The sequence below is a fragment of the Hyphomicrobium sp. 1Nfss2.1 genome (assembly GCF_965243865.1).
Lineage (GTDB): Bacteria > Pseudomonadota > Alphaproteobacteria > Rhizobiales > Hyphomicrobiaceae > Hyphomicrobium_A.
Window position 1 is genome coordinate 2,966,142 of record NZ_OZ251603.1, and the last position, 17,979, is coordinate 2,984,120.

19 protein-coding genes and 1 tRNA gene are annotated in these 17,979 nt (G+C 63.6%); 6 read left to right on the forward strand and 14 right to left on the reverse strand.

Annotated elements, in window-relative coordinates; genetic code table 11:
• Positions 1-10: 10 nt before the first annotated feature.
• From ACP15D_RS14405 to rplU, 6 genes are all read right to left on the reverse strand, one after another.
• Positions 11-1,573: a phytoene desaturase family protein gene (locus ACP15D_RS14405; protein WP_424958135.1), complete on the reverse strand. Its 1,563-nt coding sequence runs from the start codon at positions 1,571-1,573 to the stop codon at positions 11-13.
• A 100-nt stretch (positions 1,574-1,673) separates the two neighbouring features.
• Entirely contained in the window at positions 1,674-3,857 is a 2,184-nt protein-coding gene (locus tag ACP15D_RS14410; RefSeq protein ID WP_424958136.1) for an EAL domain-containing protein, read from the reverse strand.
• A 182-nt stretch (positions 3,858-4,039) separates the two neighbouring features.
• On the reverse strand, positions 4,040-5,083 hold the full coding sequence (obgE, locus tag ACP15D_RS14415; protein ID WP_424958137.1) for a GTPase ObgE: 1,044 nt from the start codon (positions 5,081-5,083) through the stop codon (positions 4,040-4,042).
• The gene (locus tag ACP15D_RS14420; protein WP_424958138.1) at positions 5,080-5,604 is read right to left on the reverse strand and encodes a GNAT family N-acetyltransferase; all 525 of its coding nucleotides are present in this window, start codon (positions 5,602-5,604) and stop codon (positions 5,080-5,082) included. Before ACP15D_RS14420 ends, obgE begins: the two co-directional genes overlap by 4 nt.
• A gap of 115 nt (positions 5,605-5,719) precedes the next feature.
• Positions 5,720-5,992: a 50S ribosomal protein L27 gene (gene rpmA, locus ACP15D_RS14425; protein WP_424958139.1), complete on the reverse strand. Its 273-nt coding sequence runs from the start codon at positions 5,990-5,992 to the stop codon at positions 5,720-5,722.
• A 34-nt stretch (positions 5,993-6,026) separates the two neighbouring features.
• A complete protein-coding gene (rplU, locus tag ACP15D_RS14430) occupies positions 6,027-6,338 on the reverse strand; it encodes a 50S ribosomal protein L21 (RefSeq protein ID WP_424958140.1) in 312 nt (103 codons plus the stop codon).
• 294 nt (positions 6,339-6,632) lie between these two features.
• Between rplU and ACP15D_RS14435 the strand changes: the two genes are divergently transcribed.
• Positions 6,633-7,628, forward strand: a complete 996-nt coding sequence (locus tag ACP15D_RS14435; RefSeq protein WP_424958141.1) for a hypothetical protein — start codon at positions 6,633-6,635, stop codon at positions 7,626-7,628.
• Positions 7,629-7,651: 23 nt separating this feature from the next.
• Here the strand turns inward: ACP15D_RS14435 and ACP15D_RS14440 are convergent, their stop codons facing one another.
• From ACP15D_RS14440 to ACP15D_RS14455, 4 genes are all read right to left on the reverse strand, one after another.
• Positions 7,652-8,905, reverse strand: coding sequence for an aminotransferase class I/II-fold pyridoxal phosphate-dependent enzyme (locus tag ACP15D_RS14440; protein ID WP_424958142.1), 1,254 nt, complete (start codon positions 8,903-8,905; stop codon positions 7,652-7,654).
• A gap of 42 nt (positions 8,906-8,947) precedes the next feature.
• Complete coding sequence (locus ACP15D_RS14445) at positions 8,948-9,151, reverse strand: hypothetical protein (RefSeq protein WP_424958143.1); 204 nt, start codon at positions 9,149-9,151, stop codon at positions 8,948-8,950.
• Between the two features lie 128 nt (positions 9,152-9,279).
• On the reverse strand, positions 9,280-10,665 hold the full coding sequence (creD, locus tag ACP15D_RS14450) for a cell envelope integrity protein CreD (protein WP_424958144.1): 1,386 nt from the start codon (positions 10,663-10,665) through the stop codon (positions 9,280-9,282).
• Between the two features lie 108 nt (positions 10,666-10,773).
• Positions 10,774-11,604: a transglutaminase-like domain-containing protein gene (locus tag ACP15D_RS14455; RefSeq protein ID WP_424958145.1), complete on the reverse strand. Its 831-nt coding sequence runs from the start codon at positions 11,602-11,604 to the stop codon at positions 10,774-10,776.
• Positions 11,605-11,880: 276 nt separating this feature from the next.
• Between ACP15D_RS14455 and ACP15D_RS14460 the strand changes: the two genes are divergently transcribed.
• From ACP15D_RS14460 to ACP15D_RS14470, 3 genes are read left to right on the forward strand one after another with little or no spacing between them, the layout of a single operon-like run.
• Entirely contained in the window at positions 11,881-12,462 is a 582-nt protein-coding gene (locus tag ACP15D_RS14460) for a GbsR/MarR family transcriptional regulator (protein ID WP_424958146.1), read from the forward strand.
• A gap of 36 nt (positions 12,463-12,498) precedes the next feature.
• Positions 12,499-13,182 (forward strand): DUF4166 domain-containing protein, encoded by a 684-nt coding sequence (locus ACP15D_RS14465; protein ID WP_424958147.1) that lies wholly within the window; start codon positions 12,499-12,501, stop codon positions 13,180-13,182.
• 45 nt (positions 13,183-13,227) lie between these two features.
• Positions 13,228-13,440 (forward strand): hypothetical protein, encoded by a 213-nt coding sequence (locus ACP15D_RS14470; RefSeq protein WP_424958148.1) that lies wholly within the window; start codon positions 13,228-13,230, stop codon positions 13,438-13,440.
• 86 nt (positions 13,441-13,526) lie between these two features.
• On the opposite strand, the gene ACP15D_RS14475 is transcribed toward ACP15D_RS14470, so the two are convergent.
• Positions 13,527-14,066, reverse strand: coding sequence for a hypothetical protein (locus ACP15D_RS14475; RefSeq protein ID WP_424958149.1), 540 nt, complete (start codon positions 14,064-14,066; stop codon positions 13,527-13,529).
• A 258-nt stretch (positions 14,067-14,324) separates the two neighbouring features.
• Here ACP15D_RS14475 and ACP15D_RS14480 point away from each other — a divergent pair, with 258 nt between their 5' ends.
• Positions 14,325-14,510, forward strand: a complete 186-nt coding sequence (locus ACP15D_RS14480; protein WP_072371139.1) for a hypothetical protein — start codon at positions 14,325-14,327, stop codon at positions 14,508-14,510.
• 105 nt (positions 14,511-14,615) lie between these two features.
• Here ACP15D_RS14480 and ACP15D_RS14485 read toward each other — a convergent pair whose 3' ends face one another.
• Positions 14,616-14,852 carry a hypothetical protein gene (locus ACP15D_RS14485; RefSeq protein WP_424958150.1) on the reverse strand — a complete coding sequence of 79 codons (237 nt, stop codon included), beginning with the start codon at positions 14,850-14,852 and terminating at the stop codon, positions 14,616-14,618.
• Between the two features lie 289 nt (positions 14,853-15,141).
• A complete protein-coding gene (locus ACP15D_RS14490) occupies positions 15,142-15,534 on the reverse strand; it encodes a hypothetical protein (RefSeq protein ID WP_072371145.1) in 393 nt (130 codons plus the stop codon).
• A 361-nt stretch (positions 15,535-15,895) separates the two neighbouring features.
• Here ACP15D_RS14490 and ACP15D_RS14495 point away from each other — a divergent pair.
• Positions 15,896-15,985, forward strand: a tRNA-Ser gene (locus ACP15D_RS14495).
• A 23-nt stretch (positions 15,986-16,008) separates the two neighbouring features.
• Here ACP15D_RS14495 and ACP15D_RS14500 read toward each other — a convergent pair.
• Positions 16,009-17,799: a methanol/ethanol family PQQ-dependent dehydrogenase gene (locus ACP15D_RS14500; RefSeq protein WP_424958151.1), complete on the reverse strand. Its 1,791-nt coding sequence runs from the start codon at positions 17,797-17,799 to the stop codon at positions 16,009-16,011.
• Positions 17,800-17,979 lie beyond the last annotated feature (180 nt).

Below are 17,979 nucleotides of genomic sequence, written 5' to 3' on the forward strand. Positions count from 1 at the left end.
CGCTATCTGCCTATTTTTTGCTAACCGGCAGCGTTGCCAGCACATGCCGGGCGGCATTTGCGCCGCCGAGAATGGCGCCCGTGTAGCCCCCGCAACCCGCGAATGCCGATGCCAGGAAAAGCCGGTCGATAGCCGTTCGCGGCGAGCGCACCTGGCCGCGCCAGATAGGCGCCTTCGGCGGCAGCGGTGCAAACCCGTAGACCGCGCCCTCGGGCGTTCCCAGATAGCTGTTCATCGTCACCGGCGTGCTGAAAACGCAATTTGTCACGCTGCCGGCAAACCCCGGATAGGTTCGGTCGAGTGCGGCGATCAGTGCATCGCGCCAAGCGGACCGCTTTGCCTCATAAGCCTCTGGATCGAGGCCCCGCCAGTTGGCGATCCTGTCCACGCCGACCACTGAGACGGGATAGGGCGGCCCGCCGAGGCCGCTGTCCACTGCCGCATAGTTGACGACCGCCAGCGGGGGCAGCGCTTCGCCCGGCAGTCCCGCCAGGACATCGGAGCCGCGCCGATAATCGCTGAGCGTCCGCATCCATTCGGGCAGCAGCATGGTGGCATACGAGTTGAGCCCGAACTGCTGCGGCCGCTCCGATACGCCGATGGTCGCCGAGAAAAGAGATATCGACAACGGCTGCTCGGCATAGGGCGCAAAAAAGCGCTGCCGCGTCGCATCCGGCAGCATCGCCGCCATAACCGAAGGCGCGGCATTGCCGACGACGACTCTTGCGCGCACCTCGACGCGATCGCCTTCACGCCCCTCGTGCACGACGCCGACCGGAAGCCCGTCGTTTCCGATCAGGATTTCGCTGACGGTCCGTCGCAGCAACAGCTCTCCGCCGGACGCCCTGAACGCCTTTGCAATCGCATTGCTGAGACGCTGCGATCCACCCTGAACATAGCGCCCGCCAGCGCCGATATAGCCGCCCTGTGCGACTGCAAATAGGATCCACCACAAGGTGTCGGGATCATCGTGCCAATAGAGAAGGTTTGCAGCCAGTGCGCACTTGGCACCCTCGTTGTCGCCGAATGCTGCCGAGAGCCGCTGCGACAGCGATTGCCGCCAGCCGCCGACCACCGGCATCGCCTTCATCAGGGCAGATAGCCCGGCCAGTGGATCGTCGAACGAGGCGCGCCCGCGGCTGAGTTGCCCGAGCCCGGTCGCAATTCGCTCCATCTCCGAGAGTATGTCGCCGATCCCTTCGCCGAGCGTCGGAAAGCGGTCGATCATCGCCGCCCGTGCGTTGGCAATGCCATCCGGCAGCGTAAACGGCGCACCGAGCGGCCCGCCTCGCACCTCGTACACCGAGCCCGTCGGCACCCACGTCACCTTGTCGAGCACGCCGATGTCGCTCAGCACGGCATGCTTGGGGTCGCTCGGATCATCCGGCGCGGACGTCTCGTGCAACGAGGCTTCGATCACCAGATCTCCGGCCTTGTACGTCGAGGCAGCTCCGCCGACGCTGGTGTTGCGTTCGATGAGCAGCGTCTTGCAACCGGCCTTGGCCAGTTGCGCCCCAGCGGTCAGCCCGCCCAGGCCCGAGCCGATGATGATGACGTCATAACTGTCGTTCATGCTGATCTAGGCGTCCCGTCCCGTTACCCCGTCGACCGGGCCAGCTAATCGGTCGATCAACCCAAGTCGAGCAATTTGCTGCTTGGCAAAGCCGATTGTTTCAACTTGCCACGGCTCTGTTGGTCTGATGCGAGGCGATGAATGCAATCATCTCCGCGGCAGTCAATGGACGAGAGAACAAGAATCCCTGCAGCTGGTGGCAGCCTGCCGCCTGCAGCCAGCGCCGCTGTTCCTCGGTCTCGACGCCTTCCGCGGTGATGGTCAGGTCGAGGTCCTGCCCCAGCTTGATGATCGATGCCAGTACCACCGAGCTGCCCCTCGGATCACCGGCGCCATCTATGAAGCTGCGGTCGATCTTGAGCTTGTCGAAGCCGAAGCGTCGCAGATATTGCAGGCTCGAGTAGCCGGTTCCAAAGTCGTCCAGCGCCACCCGCACGCCGAGCCCCTGCAGTCCGCGCATCTGCTCGTTGGCACGCTTCTCATCGGTGAGCAGCACGCTTTCCGTAATCTCGATCTCCAGCCTGTGCGCCGGCATTCGGCTCTCGATGAGGGCCTTTCGTACCACATCCACCACATCGCCGTGGTGGATCTGCGAGGCCGACACGTTGACGGCAACCGACACGTCCGGCCATGCCTTGCAATCGTTCACCGCGCGGCGCAACACCAACCCTCCGATGGCCTGAATGAGCCCGGTTTCCTCGGCCAGCGGTATGAAGATGTCCGGGGAAATCGCCCCGAAATCCGGATCGGTCCAGCGCGCCAGCGCCTCGACAGCGAGCACGCGCTTACCGCTCGCATCCATCAGCGGCTGATAGACGACTTCGATTGCCTCGTCGGCGACAGCAGCCCGCAGCGCTGTCTCGAGCATGAGCCGATAGGTGACTTCCGCATCCATGTCCGGCGCAAAGGCAACCGCGACGCTATCGGATTCCTCCTTCGCCTTGCCAACCGCCAGCTCGGCCCTGCGCATCAGCTCGTCGCCGGTGTCGCCGTCACGCAAACCCAGGGCGTAGCCGACAGACGCTGATACGAATACCCGGGTGCCACCGACGTCGAATGGTTCGGTAAGCTCTTCAATGACCCTACTTGCGAGCTGGGTGACGCCGGTATTGCTGACGCCGGGTGCCACAATCGCGAAACTGTCGCCGTCAGGCCGCACGACGAGGCAGTCGTCACCTACAAGGCCTTCCAGACGGCGCGCGCATGCCTTCAATACGCTGTCGCCGATGGCATGGCCGAACGCGTCGTTGATCCCTTTGAAATGATCGAGGTCGACTGACACGACCGCCACCGTCGAGCTGTTTTCCCGGGCTGCATCCAGCATGAGCCCGAGCCGCTCGCGCAGGGCCACGCGGTTGGGAAGATCGGTCAGAGCATCAGTGCGGGCGGCACGCGTTGCATCCTGCTCGCTCTCGAGGATGCGCCGCAGTTGCCGCTTTCCCCACACGATAAGCAGATACGTCAGCAATGCGATGGGCAGCAGGGCTAAGAGCAGCCCAGGAGCCGCCCGCAGCATGAAATCCAGCCCCGGCCTGTCCTTGGCCCATGCGAGCGTGCCGACAATCGCGCCGTTGGCGGCTCGCACGACCTCCGTATCGGAGCCTCTCGGTGTATCACTGTTGACCCATCTGAGATCGTGAAAGCCGAAGTTGTCGCCGAGCTGTTTCGTAAACGCCGTGTCGATGTCCTCGATCGCGACGAGCAGGTATGGACGTGCTTCGATCTGGTCGGGGGGCGCGTGGTCGGGGACGATCGTCGAGACCACGACAGTCGTCGGACGCCCGTCGATAGACCGGACGTCGGCAACGGCGCGGTGATGCACCTTGTACCCTTGGCCCAGTGAAATCTCTGTATTGAGGACGTTGTCGGCGGGAAGATTAGGCGAACGGGCCCGCATTGCCGCGACAAGGTCGCTCAGGCCCGGGGCAATCTTGGCGTAATCCGACGGGATATCCGGATTTTGAGCATCGAACCCGAAGACCGGCTTGTCGTCGCTCGACAGGACATAGATCCGGTCGTAGCCCAGCAGCTGGTTGAGATACGTGCCATAATATTTGTGCAGCCACGGCAGATCCTCCGCGTGCACCTTCTCATAGCCCTCGTTCCACACGGACTGCACGCGCAGTTCGCGCGCCAGGGACAGGCCGAACTGGTCGATGGCCTGCTCGATTGTGACCCGCTGACGCTCGAGCGCGAGGCTATCGACCTCCCGGGCACCGATGGCGAGGGAAGCCAATACGACGCCGAACGCCGCGGCAGCGAGTGCCACGATCGGTAGGGTCACAAAAGTTGTGTTTCGTCTTCGCTGCAATCGTTCACCCGCCGACGGCTTTATCGGCTATCTGGTGAGTAGGATTGCTATAAGGCACTGAAGAGTCAGTAAGTTCCGGACAATTGTTGCATTCGCAGTGACCGGTTTGTTAACGGCAGGCGCGCTGCGACTCCAAACGGGACAATGCTCAGCGACTAGGGCCGCCACGCCTCTTTATTGCCCGGCTGCGATTCCTCAGCGTCCTGCTTTTTGCCGCGGTCGATTTCCCGCGCCAAGGCAAACAGCGCTTCCCGCACACCGCTGCCCGACACCGCCGAGAGCACCAGCGGCTTCTTCCTCGCAGCTTTCTTCAGTGCCTCGACCTGCTCGGCCAGCGTGGCCTCGTCGATCGCGTCGCACTTCGACAGCGCCACGATCTCCTTCTTTTTGTCGAGCCCGCCACCGTAGGCCTTCAACTCGCGCCGCACGGTGCGATAGGCCTCCGCCACGTCCGGCTCTGTCGCGTCGACGAGATGCAGCAGAACCTTGGTGCGCTCGACATGGCCGAGGAAGCGCGTGCCGATGCCGGCACCTTCGCTCGCCCCTTCGATCAATCCGGGAATGTCTGCCAGCACAAAATCGAAATCGCCCGCACGCACCACCCCGAGGTTGGGATGCAGCGTCGTGAACGGATAGGCCGCGATCTTCGGTTTCGCCGCGCTCACCGCCGCGAGGAACGTCGATTTACCCGCGTTCGGCATGCCGACGATGCCCGCATCCGCGATCAGCTTCAGCCGCAGCCAGATCGTCAGTTCCTCGGCCGGCTGGCCGGGATTGACGCGGCGCGGCGCCTGATTGGTCGACGACTTGAAGTGTGCGTTGCCGAAGCCCCCGTTGCCGCCGCGCGCCAGCAGCGCGCGCTGTCCCGGCTTCTCGAGATCGGCAAGCAGCGTCTCCTGGTCTTCGGCATAGATCTCCGTGCCCGGCGGTACCTTGAGGATGCAGTCATCGCCGTTGGCACCCGCCCGGTTGCGGCCGGCGCCATTGCCGCCGCGCTTCGCCTTGAAATGCTGCTGGTAGCGATAGTCGATCAGCGTGTTGAGATTGTCGACGCACTCCGCCCACACGTCCCCGCCCCGGCCGCCATCGCCGCCGTCGGGGCCGCCGTACTCGATGAACTTCTCGCGCCGGAAGCTCAGGCTGCCGTTACCGCCTGCTCCCGATGCAATGTAGATCTTCGCCTGGTCGAGAAATTTCATCGCTCACCACCTCGCCAAAGGCGACCGAGCCACGGCCGCCGGCGTATATATCGGATCGTCGGCACTTCGCTTTTGCGCGCTTCGCACCACTGCTGGTCGCTGCCGACGCGTCGGAAACCCAGTTTCTTGATAACGCGTGCCGACGCTGAATTATCTATGAAGTGGCCACAGGTCAGCTTTTTGAAGCCGGCTTGCCCGAAGCAGAACTCCATCAGCGCGCTCGCCGCTTCCGTGGCGTAACCGTTGCCCCACCAGGGCTTGCCGATCCAATAGCCGATTTCGGCCTGTTCGGCATCACGCTGGATGTAGCCTACCGCGCCGATCAACTCCCCGTCCCGTTCTACCGCGCGCACGAACTCGTCGCTCTCGATGGACGAGATCCACTGGTCTGCATCGACGAGCGAATAGGGATGTGGGATGCGCGCTGTCATGCGCGCGATGTCCCAGTCGCCTGCCAGCACCGCAATGCGGCTCGCGTCGCGCGCGTCGATCGGTCGATAAGTCAAACGTTGCGAGCGCATGGCGCCGCGCGCTCCGGTCCTGCTGTCGGCCTGCCCCTGAGGCTACCGTTCTGCCACGAAAAAGGGGGATGCCGCGACATCCCCCTTGGAATTTCCTGAACGTCGGGAGGTTGTGCTACTCGGCAGCGACGGCCTCGCCCTCGCGCACCGAGACGTAAACCCTGCCGTTGCTCTTGGTCTTGAATTCGACGCTGCCCTCGACCACCGCGAAGATGGTGTGGTCGGTGCCCATGCCGACACCCGTGCCCGGATGCCACTGCGTGCCGCGCTGGCGCACCAGGATATTGCCGGGGATGACGTGCTCGCCGCCGAAGCGCTTCACGCCGAGGCGCTTACTATGCGAGTCGCGGCCGTTCTTAGTTGAGCCGCCAGCTTTCTTTTGTGCCATTGGTCAGTACCTCAGGTTTGGTTCAGGCGGCCGCTTAGGCGCCAACGATGCTCTTGATGCGGACCTTGACGAGGTCCTGACGATGACCGCGCTTGCGGCGTGAATTCTTGCGGCGGCGCTTCTTGAAGGAGATGACCTTCGGGCCGCGGGTTGCCTCGACGAACTCGCCGACGACCTTCGCGCCGGAGATGAACGGGCTACCGATCTTGGGGTTGTCGCCGCCGATCATGAGGACTTCGGCGAACTCCACGTTCGACCCGGCCTCACCGGCGATCTTCTCGATGGTAATGACGTCGTCAGCAGCAACACGATACTGCTTGCCGCCCGTCTTGATGACAGCGTACATGGCAATTCCCTTGCGTTACCGCGCCCTGTGGCGCCGCAGTCGAGCTGCGGACTTCTATGGATCACCTCATTTAAGGGCGATCAGGCCTCGGGCAGCGCATTGCGCGCCCCCTGTGAAGGGAGCGCGAGAAGGCGGGTTTATCGTCGAAGCCCCGTAACTTGTCAATTGGGCAGGCGCCTTGGCCGGGCGTTCGGGGTCGGCCGCTTTCCAGGCCGCCAAGCTCGCCCCGGCGTCACCATATAGCCGAAGGGGGCTGGCACAATCATGGGGCCCCGAAGGAGGGCAATGCAACCCATGCAGTCCATTCCCGTCCACGATACCGGACCGGCGTTCCCCCTCGAAACCCTGGAGCTCGAGCCGGCCCGTGCCCACGCGCTGATGGACGGTGCAACCGAAGGCGTGCCCCGCCGATTGTTGCGCACGCTCGACGCCGTCTCGCGCCGCTGGCTCGCCAAGCAGGACAGCACGTATCTACCCGAGATCGACGCCATCGCCGCCCGCCTCGGCCGCCCGGGCGCCTACTTTCTCTCCGTCAACTACGAGTGGGGCTGCACCTGCCGCGTGGCGCCTTCACCTGATGGCACGAGTGCCCGCCTCGTTCGCGTGCTCGATTGGATCACGTATGGCCTCGGCCGCTATGTGATCGCCGCCCGCGTCGCCGGTGCAGCGGGTCCATTCGTGACGCTCACTTGGCCGGGATACACGGGCGTCCTGCAAGGAATGGCGCCGGGCCGCTTCTCCGCCGCACTCAATCAAGCCCCGATGCGCCATCGCGTCGGCCATTATCATATCGACTGGGCAATCAACCGCCATCGGGTCTGGCGCATGCGCCACGTCACCGCCGCGCATCTGCTGCGCGAAGTGTTCGAGACGGCACCCTCGTTCGCCGCGGCAAAGGAGATGCTGGCAAACCGCCCGATCTCCGCCCCCGCGATCTTTTCTCTCGCCGGCATCAAGCCATCCGAAACCGCAGTCATCGAGCGCACCGAGACCGAAGCTCACGTGCACGAGGGCGGCAACACCATCGCCAACCACTGGCAGGCGCCCGGATGGCGCGGCCACACGCGCGGTGTCGACAGCGCTGGGCGCGCTTGTCAGATGCATTCCGTGCCGACCGAACTCGACCCGGACTTCCCCTGGCTGACGCGCCCGATCCTCAACTGGAACACGCGCCTCGCCATGGTCGCGGACGCATCGGAGGGCCGGCTCGTCGCCCGCGGCTACGAGGTGATCGGCCACACCGCCGCTCCCGCAACGGCACCCCTCCAGCTTTCCTGTCCTCCCCTTTGACAAGGTAGGGACAGGGAGGCGATTCAGCGCCGCAGCACCTCCGCCGTTACATCCAGCGCTCGCGTGATCTCGTCTGGCGTGAAGTCCGCCGTTAGAAAGAACCGCAGCCGCGCCGCATTCACCGGCACGCCTGGCGCCATGATCAGCGAAGCGTTGATCCCGCGCTCGAGCACGGACGTTACCGCCTTCGCCGCCCGCGTTGTCGCGCCGACCATCACCGGCAGCATACCGATGCCGACCGCACGCCCGGTATCGAGGCCGCGCAGCTTGGCTTCGCGCAGGAAGTAGGCGCCGTTGGCATGCAGCCGTGCCACCCGATGTGGCTCTCGCTTGACGACGCGCAACGCGGCGAGCGCTGCCGCCGTCATGCTCGGCGGCAGGCCGACCGAGAAAACGAACCCCGGAGCCGAATAGCGCAACGCCTGGATCAGATCGGCGCTTCCTGCGATATAGCCGCCGCATGAGGCATACGCTTTGCTCAGCGTGCCCATCCAGATGTCGACCTTGTCGCCCGCGACGCCGCAGTGCTCGGCGAGCCCCGCGCCGGTCCCGCCCAGCACACCGCACCCATGCGCGTCGTCGACCATCAGCCACGCGCCATAGCGTTCCTTCAGTTCGATCACGCGGAGAAGATCGGGAATGTCACCTTCCGTCGAATAGAGCCCCTCGATGACGACGAGCGCATTTTTGTACTTCGTGCGCTCCTCGCGCAGAATGCGTTCGAGCTGGTCGAGCCGATTGTGCTTGAAGCTCATTGTCGTGGCGCTCGACAGGCGCATGCCGACCACGGCGCTGTTGTGTACGAACTCGTCATGCACGATGAGATCGTCGGCCGTCATGATCGTGCCGATCGTCGAGACGTTGGCCGCATGGCCGCTGACGAACACAAGCGCCGCATCGACGCCGATCGTCGCCGCAATCTCATTCTCCAACTCGCGATGCAGGGGCGTGTCGCCCGACACCATCCGGCTCGCCGACACCGACGTTCCATAAGTGTCGATCGCATCCTTCGACGCTGCGACCAGTTCAGGGTGCTGGCTGAGGCCGAGATAGTCGCACCATGCGAAATTCAGCACCGGCTTGCCATCGATCAGCGTGTGCCGCCCCTGCAGTCCCTCGGTCGACCGGAAGAAGGGGTTCTTGATCCCCAGTAGCGCGCCGAGGTTCTCGTGCTGCCGTATCGCCTTGTATTCCGGCAGCGCCGAAAATGGGCTGGCGACGAGATCGTAGTCGAGCTTGGCGCGCAGCTTGTTGAGCGCCTGAGGCATGATGTTCATGGCAATACTCCTCGCGACACGCGTCCTGCGCGCGCTCGTTGATCAAAATCGTGCGTAGACACCGAGGTGAAAATCGAAGCCGCCGGTTTCGTCGTCAGTGGCCGGCTCGTCTTGGCTCTCGTCGCCATTGCGTGGATCGACGGCACGCATGCCGGGCCCGCCGTCGCGGATCAGACCGCCGAACGGATGACCGGGATAGGGTGGTGATGGTTCGCTGCCGGCGTGCGGCTCAGAAGAAGCATTCATGTTACTCTCCCTGTGCTTTGCGCCTCGGTACGCGGCGCTAGTCGGGGAGATTTTTATGAAAATGCCGGGGTGCCGCTGTTCCGGCTGGAACACGACGGCGCGACCCGGCAATCGTTCGCTGGTGGCAATCAGTCTGCGCTGCGCGACTTGCCCGACCAGTCGACGTTGAGCGTCGCGAACATGACGATAGCCAGCATCACGAACCCGGCAATCGCGCCCGCCATCAGCGCGTAGTCTTCGAGCTGCAGGATCATGTAGAGCAGCCCGTAAAGCACCGCGAGCACGGCCGCCATGATCAGGCCTTTGCCGAAGCTCTGCTGAACCTTTGCCACGTACAGCGAGATCAGCCCGCCCGTCGCCAGGGCCGCCACCAGATACGCCGGAAGAAAGCCGACCTGCTCGGCGAACGACAACAGCAGCACATAGAAGAACGTCATCGCCAGGCCGACGAACAAGTACTGCACCGGATGCACGCTCCGTCCCGAAGCCATCTCCAGCAGGAATACAGCCATGAACGCCGTCGCCAGGAACATCAGCGCGTATTTCGCCGCCCGCGTCACCAGCTGGTAGAAATCGACCGGCACGAAAAAGCGCACGCCGAAAGCATAGGAGCGCATGCGCTCGAGCGGCTGCTCGGCAAGGCTCCAGGACTGCGGCACACTGCGCGCCAGATGCGGGATGTTCCACCGCGCAGCAAACTCTGCCGGATTGAGTACGCGGTCGTTTGGCAGGAACGCGCCCATGAAGCTCGGATCGCGCCAGTCCGACGAGAGCTCCACGATGGTTTGCCGCGCAACCGGCGCGAACGTCAGCTCAGACGATCCATTGAGCGCCAGCGAAAACTTGAAGTCGAACCCGCGCATGCCACCAGCGCTCATCGCCGCGGCGCCGTCATTCTCGAACAGAGCCTTCGCCGGCGCGAGCCTTACATGGATGCCGTTGCCCTGTATGGCCGGCACGCCGATGCTCGGCTCGAAATTGAGGCTATCGCTGCCATTGATTGTCAGTGCGGCGGTTCGCTTCAGCCCCGCGACGTCGCTGATGGCAACTGCCAGCACCGCATCGGACCAGCGCACTGATTGGATGTCGGCCGCAACCTCGGACATATCGGGTGCGGCGAAGCTGCCGGCGAAATCGAGCATGCCCGTATAGACCGCCACGTCATAGATCGAGCGATGCAGCACTTTCGTCGCCGCCTTGCCGCTGATCTTCAGCGTCTGCGGCAGGAACACCGCCCGCCGCTCCACGATCTCCTCGACGCGCTTATCCGCTTCGCCCGTCACACGCTTGACGGTGTAGGGGACGACTAGCAGCGGCCCGTCGATATACTGCGGACCGCCCCATTCGCTGGCAACGCCGCGACGAACCTCTGCGGCGCGCTGTTCTCTTTCGCTGACGAGCCCCCACACCAGCAGCAGCGGGATCGTCATGATGAGTATCAGTCCGCAGATCAGGAAAAACTTGAAGGCGGGGCTGCTGAACAACCTCTGGACGGCTGCGGACAGGCTTTCCACGAGAAGTCTCCACGACAATCAATGCCGCGGAGACAACCGCACCTAGGTGGCGCGAACAAGTCAGCAATTGGACGATAGTTTCGGGAACTTCCCGGAATGCGCCTTGCGTCAGGCGCTCGCCGCACGCGCGGTCGGCACGTGCTCGTCCGTCCAGACTTTGAAGGTCTTGAGCGTGTGCGGCCCGAAAGTGTTGAGCAGCGGTACGTCGGTGGCATCGCGCCCGCGCGCCACGACGATACGACCGACACGCGGCTTGTTATGCCGCGCGTCGAACGTGTACCAGCGATCGCCCAGATACACCTCCGTCCACGCGCTGAAGTCCATTGGCGCCGGATCGGCCGGCACGCCGATGTCGCCGAGGTATCCATTGACGTAGCGCGCAGGAATGTTGAGGCACCTGCAGAACGTGATCATCAGGTGGGCGAAGTCACGGCAGACGCCCTTCCTCTCTTCGAAGGCCTCGAGCGCGGTTCGCGTCGCCCGCGCGTGCTGATATCCGAACGTGATGTGCCCGTGAACGAAGTTGCTTATCGCCTGCACGCGTCCCCAGCCGGGCTTCATGCCGCCGAACATGTCCCATGCAACCTGACTCAAACGGTCCGTCTCGCAATAACGGCTTCCCAGCAGGTATGTCAGCGCTTGGTCGGGGAGGGCGTCAACGGCAACTTCCTGCACAGTCGGGTTGACTGCGTCGGGAACTCCGCTGTCGACGATAGTGCCGGCCAGCGTAAGGCTGATCTCACCCGCCGGCGCCATCAAACGGCGGCACTGATTGCCGAAGCCATCGACATAAGTATGCGCTCGAGTTGTCGGCTCTGACTGAAAAGGTGCCTCGAAGTTGATGTCGGCTCTGCGCTCGGGATGAACGTCGAGCAAGCAAATCACAGGGGTCGCACGTGGAACCAAGATAGCGATCTCGAAGCCGTAATTGATGAGCATGTGAGCAAATCCTCTCGCGCAGGAAGAACGCACTTCACGCCGGCGAGGTTCCTGCGTGGTTTCGCGCAAGTAGGCGCCGCGGGAGGCGGCGGGCTGACATCAAAAGACGGAATGAGCGGCAGTCCATTGATACGATATTAGCACCGCAGACCGCTTGAAGCACCGTGCAAAGCGCTCCGTGGGCGCGCTAAAGGCAGGCAGTTTGCCGCCTGAATCGGCATCATTCGATCAGACATAAAGGTTGACAGTCGATGATTGGTGTCGCAAATTTCTGTCATGACAGAAATTACAGCAAGAGATGACTTCATGCCCGGTCCCGTGGAGCGCTTCGTCGTCCGCTGGGGTGAAATGGGCTCAAACTGGGGCGTAAATCGCTCGGTCGCGCAGATTCACGCGCTCCTCTACCTCAGCGAGACGCCGCTGACGGCCGAGGACATCGCCGAGCGCCTCGGCATGGCCCGCTCCAACGTTTCCACCAGTCTGCGCGAGCTGCTGTCCTGGAACCTCGTTCGCCGTGTGCACGCGATGGGCGACCGGCGCGACTTCTACGAAGCGGAAGCCGACGTTTTCGAGATGGTCCGGCGCATCGCCCAGGCCCGCAAGACTCGCGAGATCGATCCTGCCATCGCCGTACTGCGGACCTGTTTGGCCGACGCAAAGAACGACGCCGCAGTAGAGCAGGGCGTGCGCAAGCGCCTCGCCTCCATGCTCGATTTCACTGAGACCGTAGACCGCAGCTTCGGCGAAATCATTCGCCTGCCCGCACCGACACTGATGGCACTGATCCGTATGGGCGGAACCATCGCCCGCTTCGTCGGCAAGGCATCACGCAAGACGCCGCGCCCAACCCGCGCCTGATGTACGTCCGCACTTCATCAATGGGGGTGATATGCCGTGTCCGCCTTCCCGCAATCCAGCCCGCCAGATGCGCTACCGAATGCGCTAGTCGCGTCGCCTGACAGGCAGGCCGCCACCGTCGAGGATATCCGCTTCCGCGCTCTTCTCGGCGAGGAGGCATGGGCGCAGCTTCCCGAAGCCGTGCGCCGGCGCTTCTCCAAGCGCCTCGCGCCGGGCCAAACCATCGTCTACTCGGGAGAAGTCGAAGCCACTTCGCTGTCGTGGGCTGGGCGCCTTCTGTCATTCCTCGCCCGCGCTATCGGAGCGCCTCTGCCGCTGACGAATGGCGCCACGGGCCCGGCACTCGTCATCGTCAGCGAGGACGAGCGTCTTGGCGGTCAATGCTGGCTGCGGATCTACAACCGCCCCGGCCGCTTTCCGCAAGCGATCCACTCGGCAAAGCGCTTTCGCGGCCCGACTGGCCTCGAGGAGTACGTTGGTCGTGGCATCGGCATGGAGTTGCGCGTCACCGTCGAAGGCGAGGTGCTCGTCTTTCGCTCGGCGCGCTATTTCCTCGCGTTGGGCAACTGGCGTCTGCCCATTCCACGCCTCTTCTCCCCCGGCCAGATGACCATCGAGCACCGCGACTTGGGCGCCGGCAGCTTCGCCTTTTCGCTCGAGCTGACCAACGCCGTCCTCGGCCGGCTCGTTTGGCAGTTGGCGCGCTTCCGCGACGCTTGAGTGCTCACCCTCGCGCTTCGCCCCTTTCATGGCTATGATCGCGCCATGACCCGCCGAACCGTTCGTGTGATCTGGGGCCTGACGGGCCTTTGTCTTGTTGCTGGGGTAATTACGAGCGCGGCCATCTGGCTCGGCGCTCCCGATCAGCCATGGCAGCGTGCCGTCCAGGAACTCTCGACGCTGCTTGATGTCGTCGCGCTGCTCTTGTGGATGGGCATCTTCGCCATCTACTGGGCGCGCCGTCAGCGCCGCCCCTGAAAACGCAGCGCGCCGGGACACCCCGCGGGCCCCGGCGCGCTTCTCGACAACGCGATCCCGAGAGACGGGAGGACCGCGTCAGGCATTCAGTCCACCGGGAAGGCGACTTTGAAGTCGACTAATTCCGGCTGAGCGGGTGCTGCTTCGCCTTCGATTGGGCGCGAGCGCACCTTCTGGGAATAGTCCACCTCGCAAAGCTCCATCGTGCCGCTGGTGGGCTGTTCCTCGTCTTTTGCCCCCCAGATGTAGGGCATGCCGCCTGCCGATACGGCCTGGGTCTCTGGTCCGACCTCGACCTCTTCGACCATGCAGCGGATCCGTAAGTCGTAGCGGATGCGCGAAACCTTTGCGCCGTTCCTACGGGCTTCGGCCATCACGCGATCGGTTTCGGCTCTGATCTGCGCCAGCGCAGCGCGCGCCGCAGCACTCTTCTGGGCTCTCTCGTCCGCCGCGGCCGGAGCCTGTGCTCTGCCCGTTGCGTCATCGACTACGGTCCACTGATAACTGCCCGGTTCTGCTAGATCGGGCTCAACTGCACGCCACGCATTACTTGTCTGCGGCAATTCCTCGGCATTCGCTGGAAGCGATGCCAGCAGAAATGCAAAAGCAAGACAAAACGCTTTCAATTTACCACCTCTTTACATTCGACGGCGACCCACATTTGCTAGCATGGCAGCATCAGGGCAACCAATGAGCTCGAATGCGTTTTGCCCGCTATGCACATGCTCCCCTGAAACTGTGCATCCCGCCGAAATAATTCTTTGCCGCGGTATGTGCACCTCGAAATTTCTGATCGACGCTCACAAACAAATCACGTATTTGCAAGGTATTAACCAGGATCGGCTCAGAGTCTGGTGGGATTTGGGACCGCAAGGGGTACAGCAATGACCGAGGCATTGAAGCTGGTCGCGAGCGAATACGCAGCCGCATGCCGCGACACCGTCGAAAGCGTGGCGCGGTCGCACGACCGCCATTGGTGGGCGGGCGTCGGCCTTTATCTCTGGTCGGCATTTCTGCTCGGAAATGTCATCGGCGAAGTCTGGCGCCTCGTCGGCGTGCCAGTCGCCTGAGGCCGCGACAAAGGCCCTTCGGGCTTTTAGAGAGTTATAACGCGAGTTTGCGCGGCAACCGCAATTGCCACGCAAACTCGCGTTGTTTTCGTATGCGGCAAAATTCTAGTGATCGGCTTCCAGGCGCCGTGAAATCGCATCGATCTCGGCGTTGAGCTGGAACAGCCGATCGCGATTTTCGATATAGTCGTGGCGCCGGGCATCGCGTTCAGCCGCAGTCGGTTCGCGATCGAGACGCTCGAACCGTTTGAGGATGCACTCGCACTGCCGTTCGACGGCCATGGCCTCGTCTTTGAGGCGTTCGCATGCCATCAGCCATTCGAGAGATTGCGTATTCAGCATCGACTGACCTCCGCGTAATACGACTGAGGCATTTTGTGGTCAGCCGGGATCGGCGAGCCAGCGGCACACCTGCCTTATCCCCGTTATCCCCTGGGTGCTCGTCTTACCGCGCCGGCAGCGTGGTGCTGGCGCAACTCTCTGCATGGGCCGAAGCCGAGACCCAGTTGCCGTATGGCGACGTGGCAGAAAGGCGAAGTCGCGGTATCGGCGAAAGCGGGCCAAGAGTAAGCGCTCCGCGCGCTAAAAAAGCGGGGCAGAGCACGCATGAAGATGCGCGGGCTGTTGGACGCTAAGCGCGGCAACCCTGGATTGGGATCATCGTAACAGACGTGCGATCGGCATATTTGTTCATCGCGCCCGTCGCCGCATCTACGCCCAGCCCGATGACGCCGCCTGCGATCACGTTGCCGGCCGCCATCCCCTCCGTATAGGACGGGATCATAGCAACGCTGTCCTGGAAGCAAGCCTTCCGGCAGGTCACGGCTATGTTGTGCTGGCTCTTATCGAGCTCGATCGTGGCAGGCGTCACGACGCTGCGCGATCCGATCCCCGGCGAAGAAAGCTCACAGCTGGCTCCCGGCGCGCCGGGCGTATCAATCGCCACCATTTGGGTTGTGCCTTTGACGATCGTGGCGCACCCGGCAATGACAATGAGTGAAAAGAAAAGGATCAAAAAACGCATGACAATCGGCCCCCACCGACGCCCGAAGTTATGCGCAATGCAATGCTCCTCCTAGCCCTAAGTGGCAACACTCGCGTATCGATCGTCCACCCTTTTGGTTGCCCTTCGCGGTTGTAGCGCGGGGGCATGAGAGCTGAGAGGGGGGGTGCGGAAGTGCAATCAGAGCCGCCACGCCGATGCCCGACCCTGCGCGGTGCCGGCGCAACTCGCCCGTTTCGGCGACTTTTGGTCCAGCCTGCGTGCGCGGCCCGTCGCGGGCCTTGTCAGGCCCGCGCGTTTCTCTTAAGAGCACCGTTCCGAACTTCCCGGGCCGGTTTGCCATCAGCCACGAGGCATCGCCTCGGCCCGGAATTGCGGGTTTGGAGAGGTGGCTGAGTGGCTGAAAGCACCGCACTCGAAATGCGGCATACTCGCAAGGGTATCGTGGGTTCAAATCCCACCCTCTCCGCCATCCCGTGGCAGTCGCCAGCCCTGCTAAGGCCGCGCGAACACCGTCACGACCCCGCCGAGCGCCGTGTAGTTCGATAGCGCCTGATTGAGGCCGACCGCGCCCGAGCCGTCATCCGGGCTCGACAGTCCCGCCGCCAAGCCGATCCCCGCCCAGCCGCCGACGCCCGACAGCACGGCAATGAACTGCTTGCCGTTGCGCTCGTAGGTGATGGGATTGCCGACGATCCCGGACGGCGTCTTGAAGCGATAAAGCTCGTGCCCCGTGCGGGCATCGACGGCTTTGAGATAGCCCTCGAGCGTCCCGTAGAACACGACGCCCCCCGCCGTCGCCAGCGCCCCCGACCACACCGAAAATCGCTCAGGCACCGACCACACGATCTTCCCGCTGCCAGCGTCCCAGGCGATGAAGTTGCCCAGGTTTGTGTCCCCCGGCGCAGGCGTCATCGTCAGCGTCGCCCCGACGTATGGCTGCCCCGCCGTATACGACACGTGAAACGGCTCATAGCTCATGCACGTATGATTGGTCGGCACGTAGAACAGCCGCGTTTGCGGTGAGAACGCCGCCGGTTGCTGGTTCTTGGCTCCGAGCGCAGACGGGCAGATCCCCTCGGTAGCGGTGTCCTCGCCACCCGCTTCCGGGCTGAACGCCCGGGCCCGCTGCGGCCTTCCCGTCGCCAGATCGACGCCGCTCGCCCAATTGACGCTTGCGTCGAACTTCTCCGCGAGAAGGAGTGCCCCGCTCGTGCGGTCGAGCGTATAGCCGAACCCGTTGCGGTCGAAATGTACCAGCGCGCGCCGCGTCGCGCCGCCGATCGAAATGTCGGCGAGGATCATCTCGTTGATGCCGTCGTAATCCCACTCATCGTGCGGCGTCATCTGATAGACCCACTTCGCAACGCCGGTTTCAGCCGAGCGCGCGAAGATCGTATCGGTCCATTTGTTGTCGCCCGGGCGTTGGATCGGGTTCCAGGTGCCCGGATTGCCCGTGCCATAATAGATGAGGTCGAGCTTCGGATCGTACGTGATCCAGCCCCACGTCGGGCCACCGCCTATCTTCCATTCCTCGCCCTCCCAGCTCTTGAGCGACGAGTTCTCGCCCACCGGCTTGCCGAGTTCGGTCGTCTTTTGCGGGTCGATCAGCATCGCCGCGTCCGGCCCCGCCGACGCCGCCGACCACAACGGCTTTCCGTCGGAGAGCCGATAGGCGGACAACCGCCCGAGCGCGCCGTATTCGCCACCGCCGATGCCGACGATCACCTTGTCCTTCACGACGAGCGGTGCCCCCGTCATCGTCTCGCCCAGCTTCGGATCACCGTTTTTCGCCGTCCACACCGCGGCGCCGGTCTTGGCATCGAGTGCCACGAGCGTCGCGTCGGCCTGCGCCAGCAGGATTTTGCCATCGCCATAGCCGAGCCCGCGGCTGACAGTGTCGCAGCACATCACCGCCGCCACCGAAGCATCCTGCCCCGGCTCGTACTTCCACAGGATGCGCCCCTCGTGATCGAGATCGAGCGCGTAGACGATGTTCGGGAACGGCGTGTGCACGTACATGATGCCACCGACGACCAGCGGCGCACCCTCGTGCCCGCGCAGCACGCCGGTCGAGAAGCTCCATACCGGCCGTAGCTCGTGCACGTTGTCTGCGGTGATCTGCTTCAGCGTGCTGAAGCGCTGGCCCGAATAGCTCCCCGCGGCTGTCACCCAGCTCCGCGCATCGCCGAGCCGCTTGTCGATGTCGTCATTGGCTGCAGCCGAAGCCTGCAGACCGAATGTGAGCACCGCCAGTGCGATGCAGGTGCGCAGCATGCTTGCCATGCCCCGCCTTTAGCACCGCGCGCGCCCCCTCACGCTGCGGCAGTCGGCAGCACGCCGCACCGTTGTCCGTTAACGGCCTGGGCTAGCGCTCAGATTCGCAATCCCCGCAGCTGGCGAGTTGCCCCGGAAGGCAGAGTGCGATAGCGAGTACCGCGTTGTTATCCCGCCATTCCTTCCATC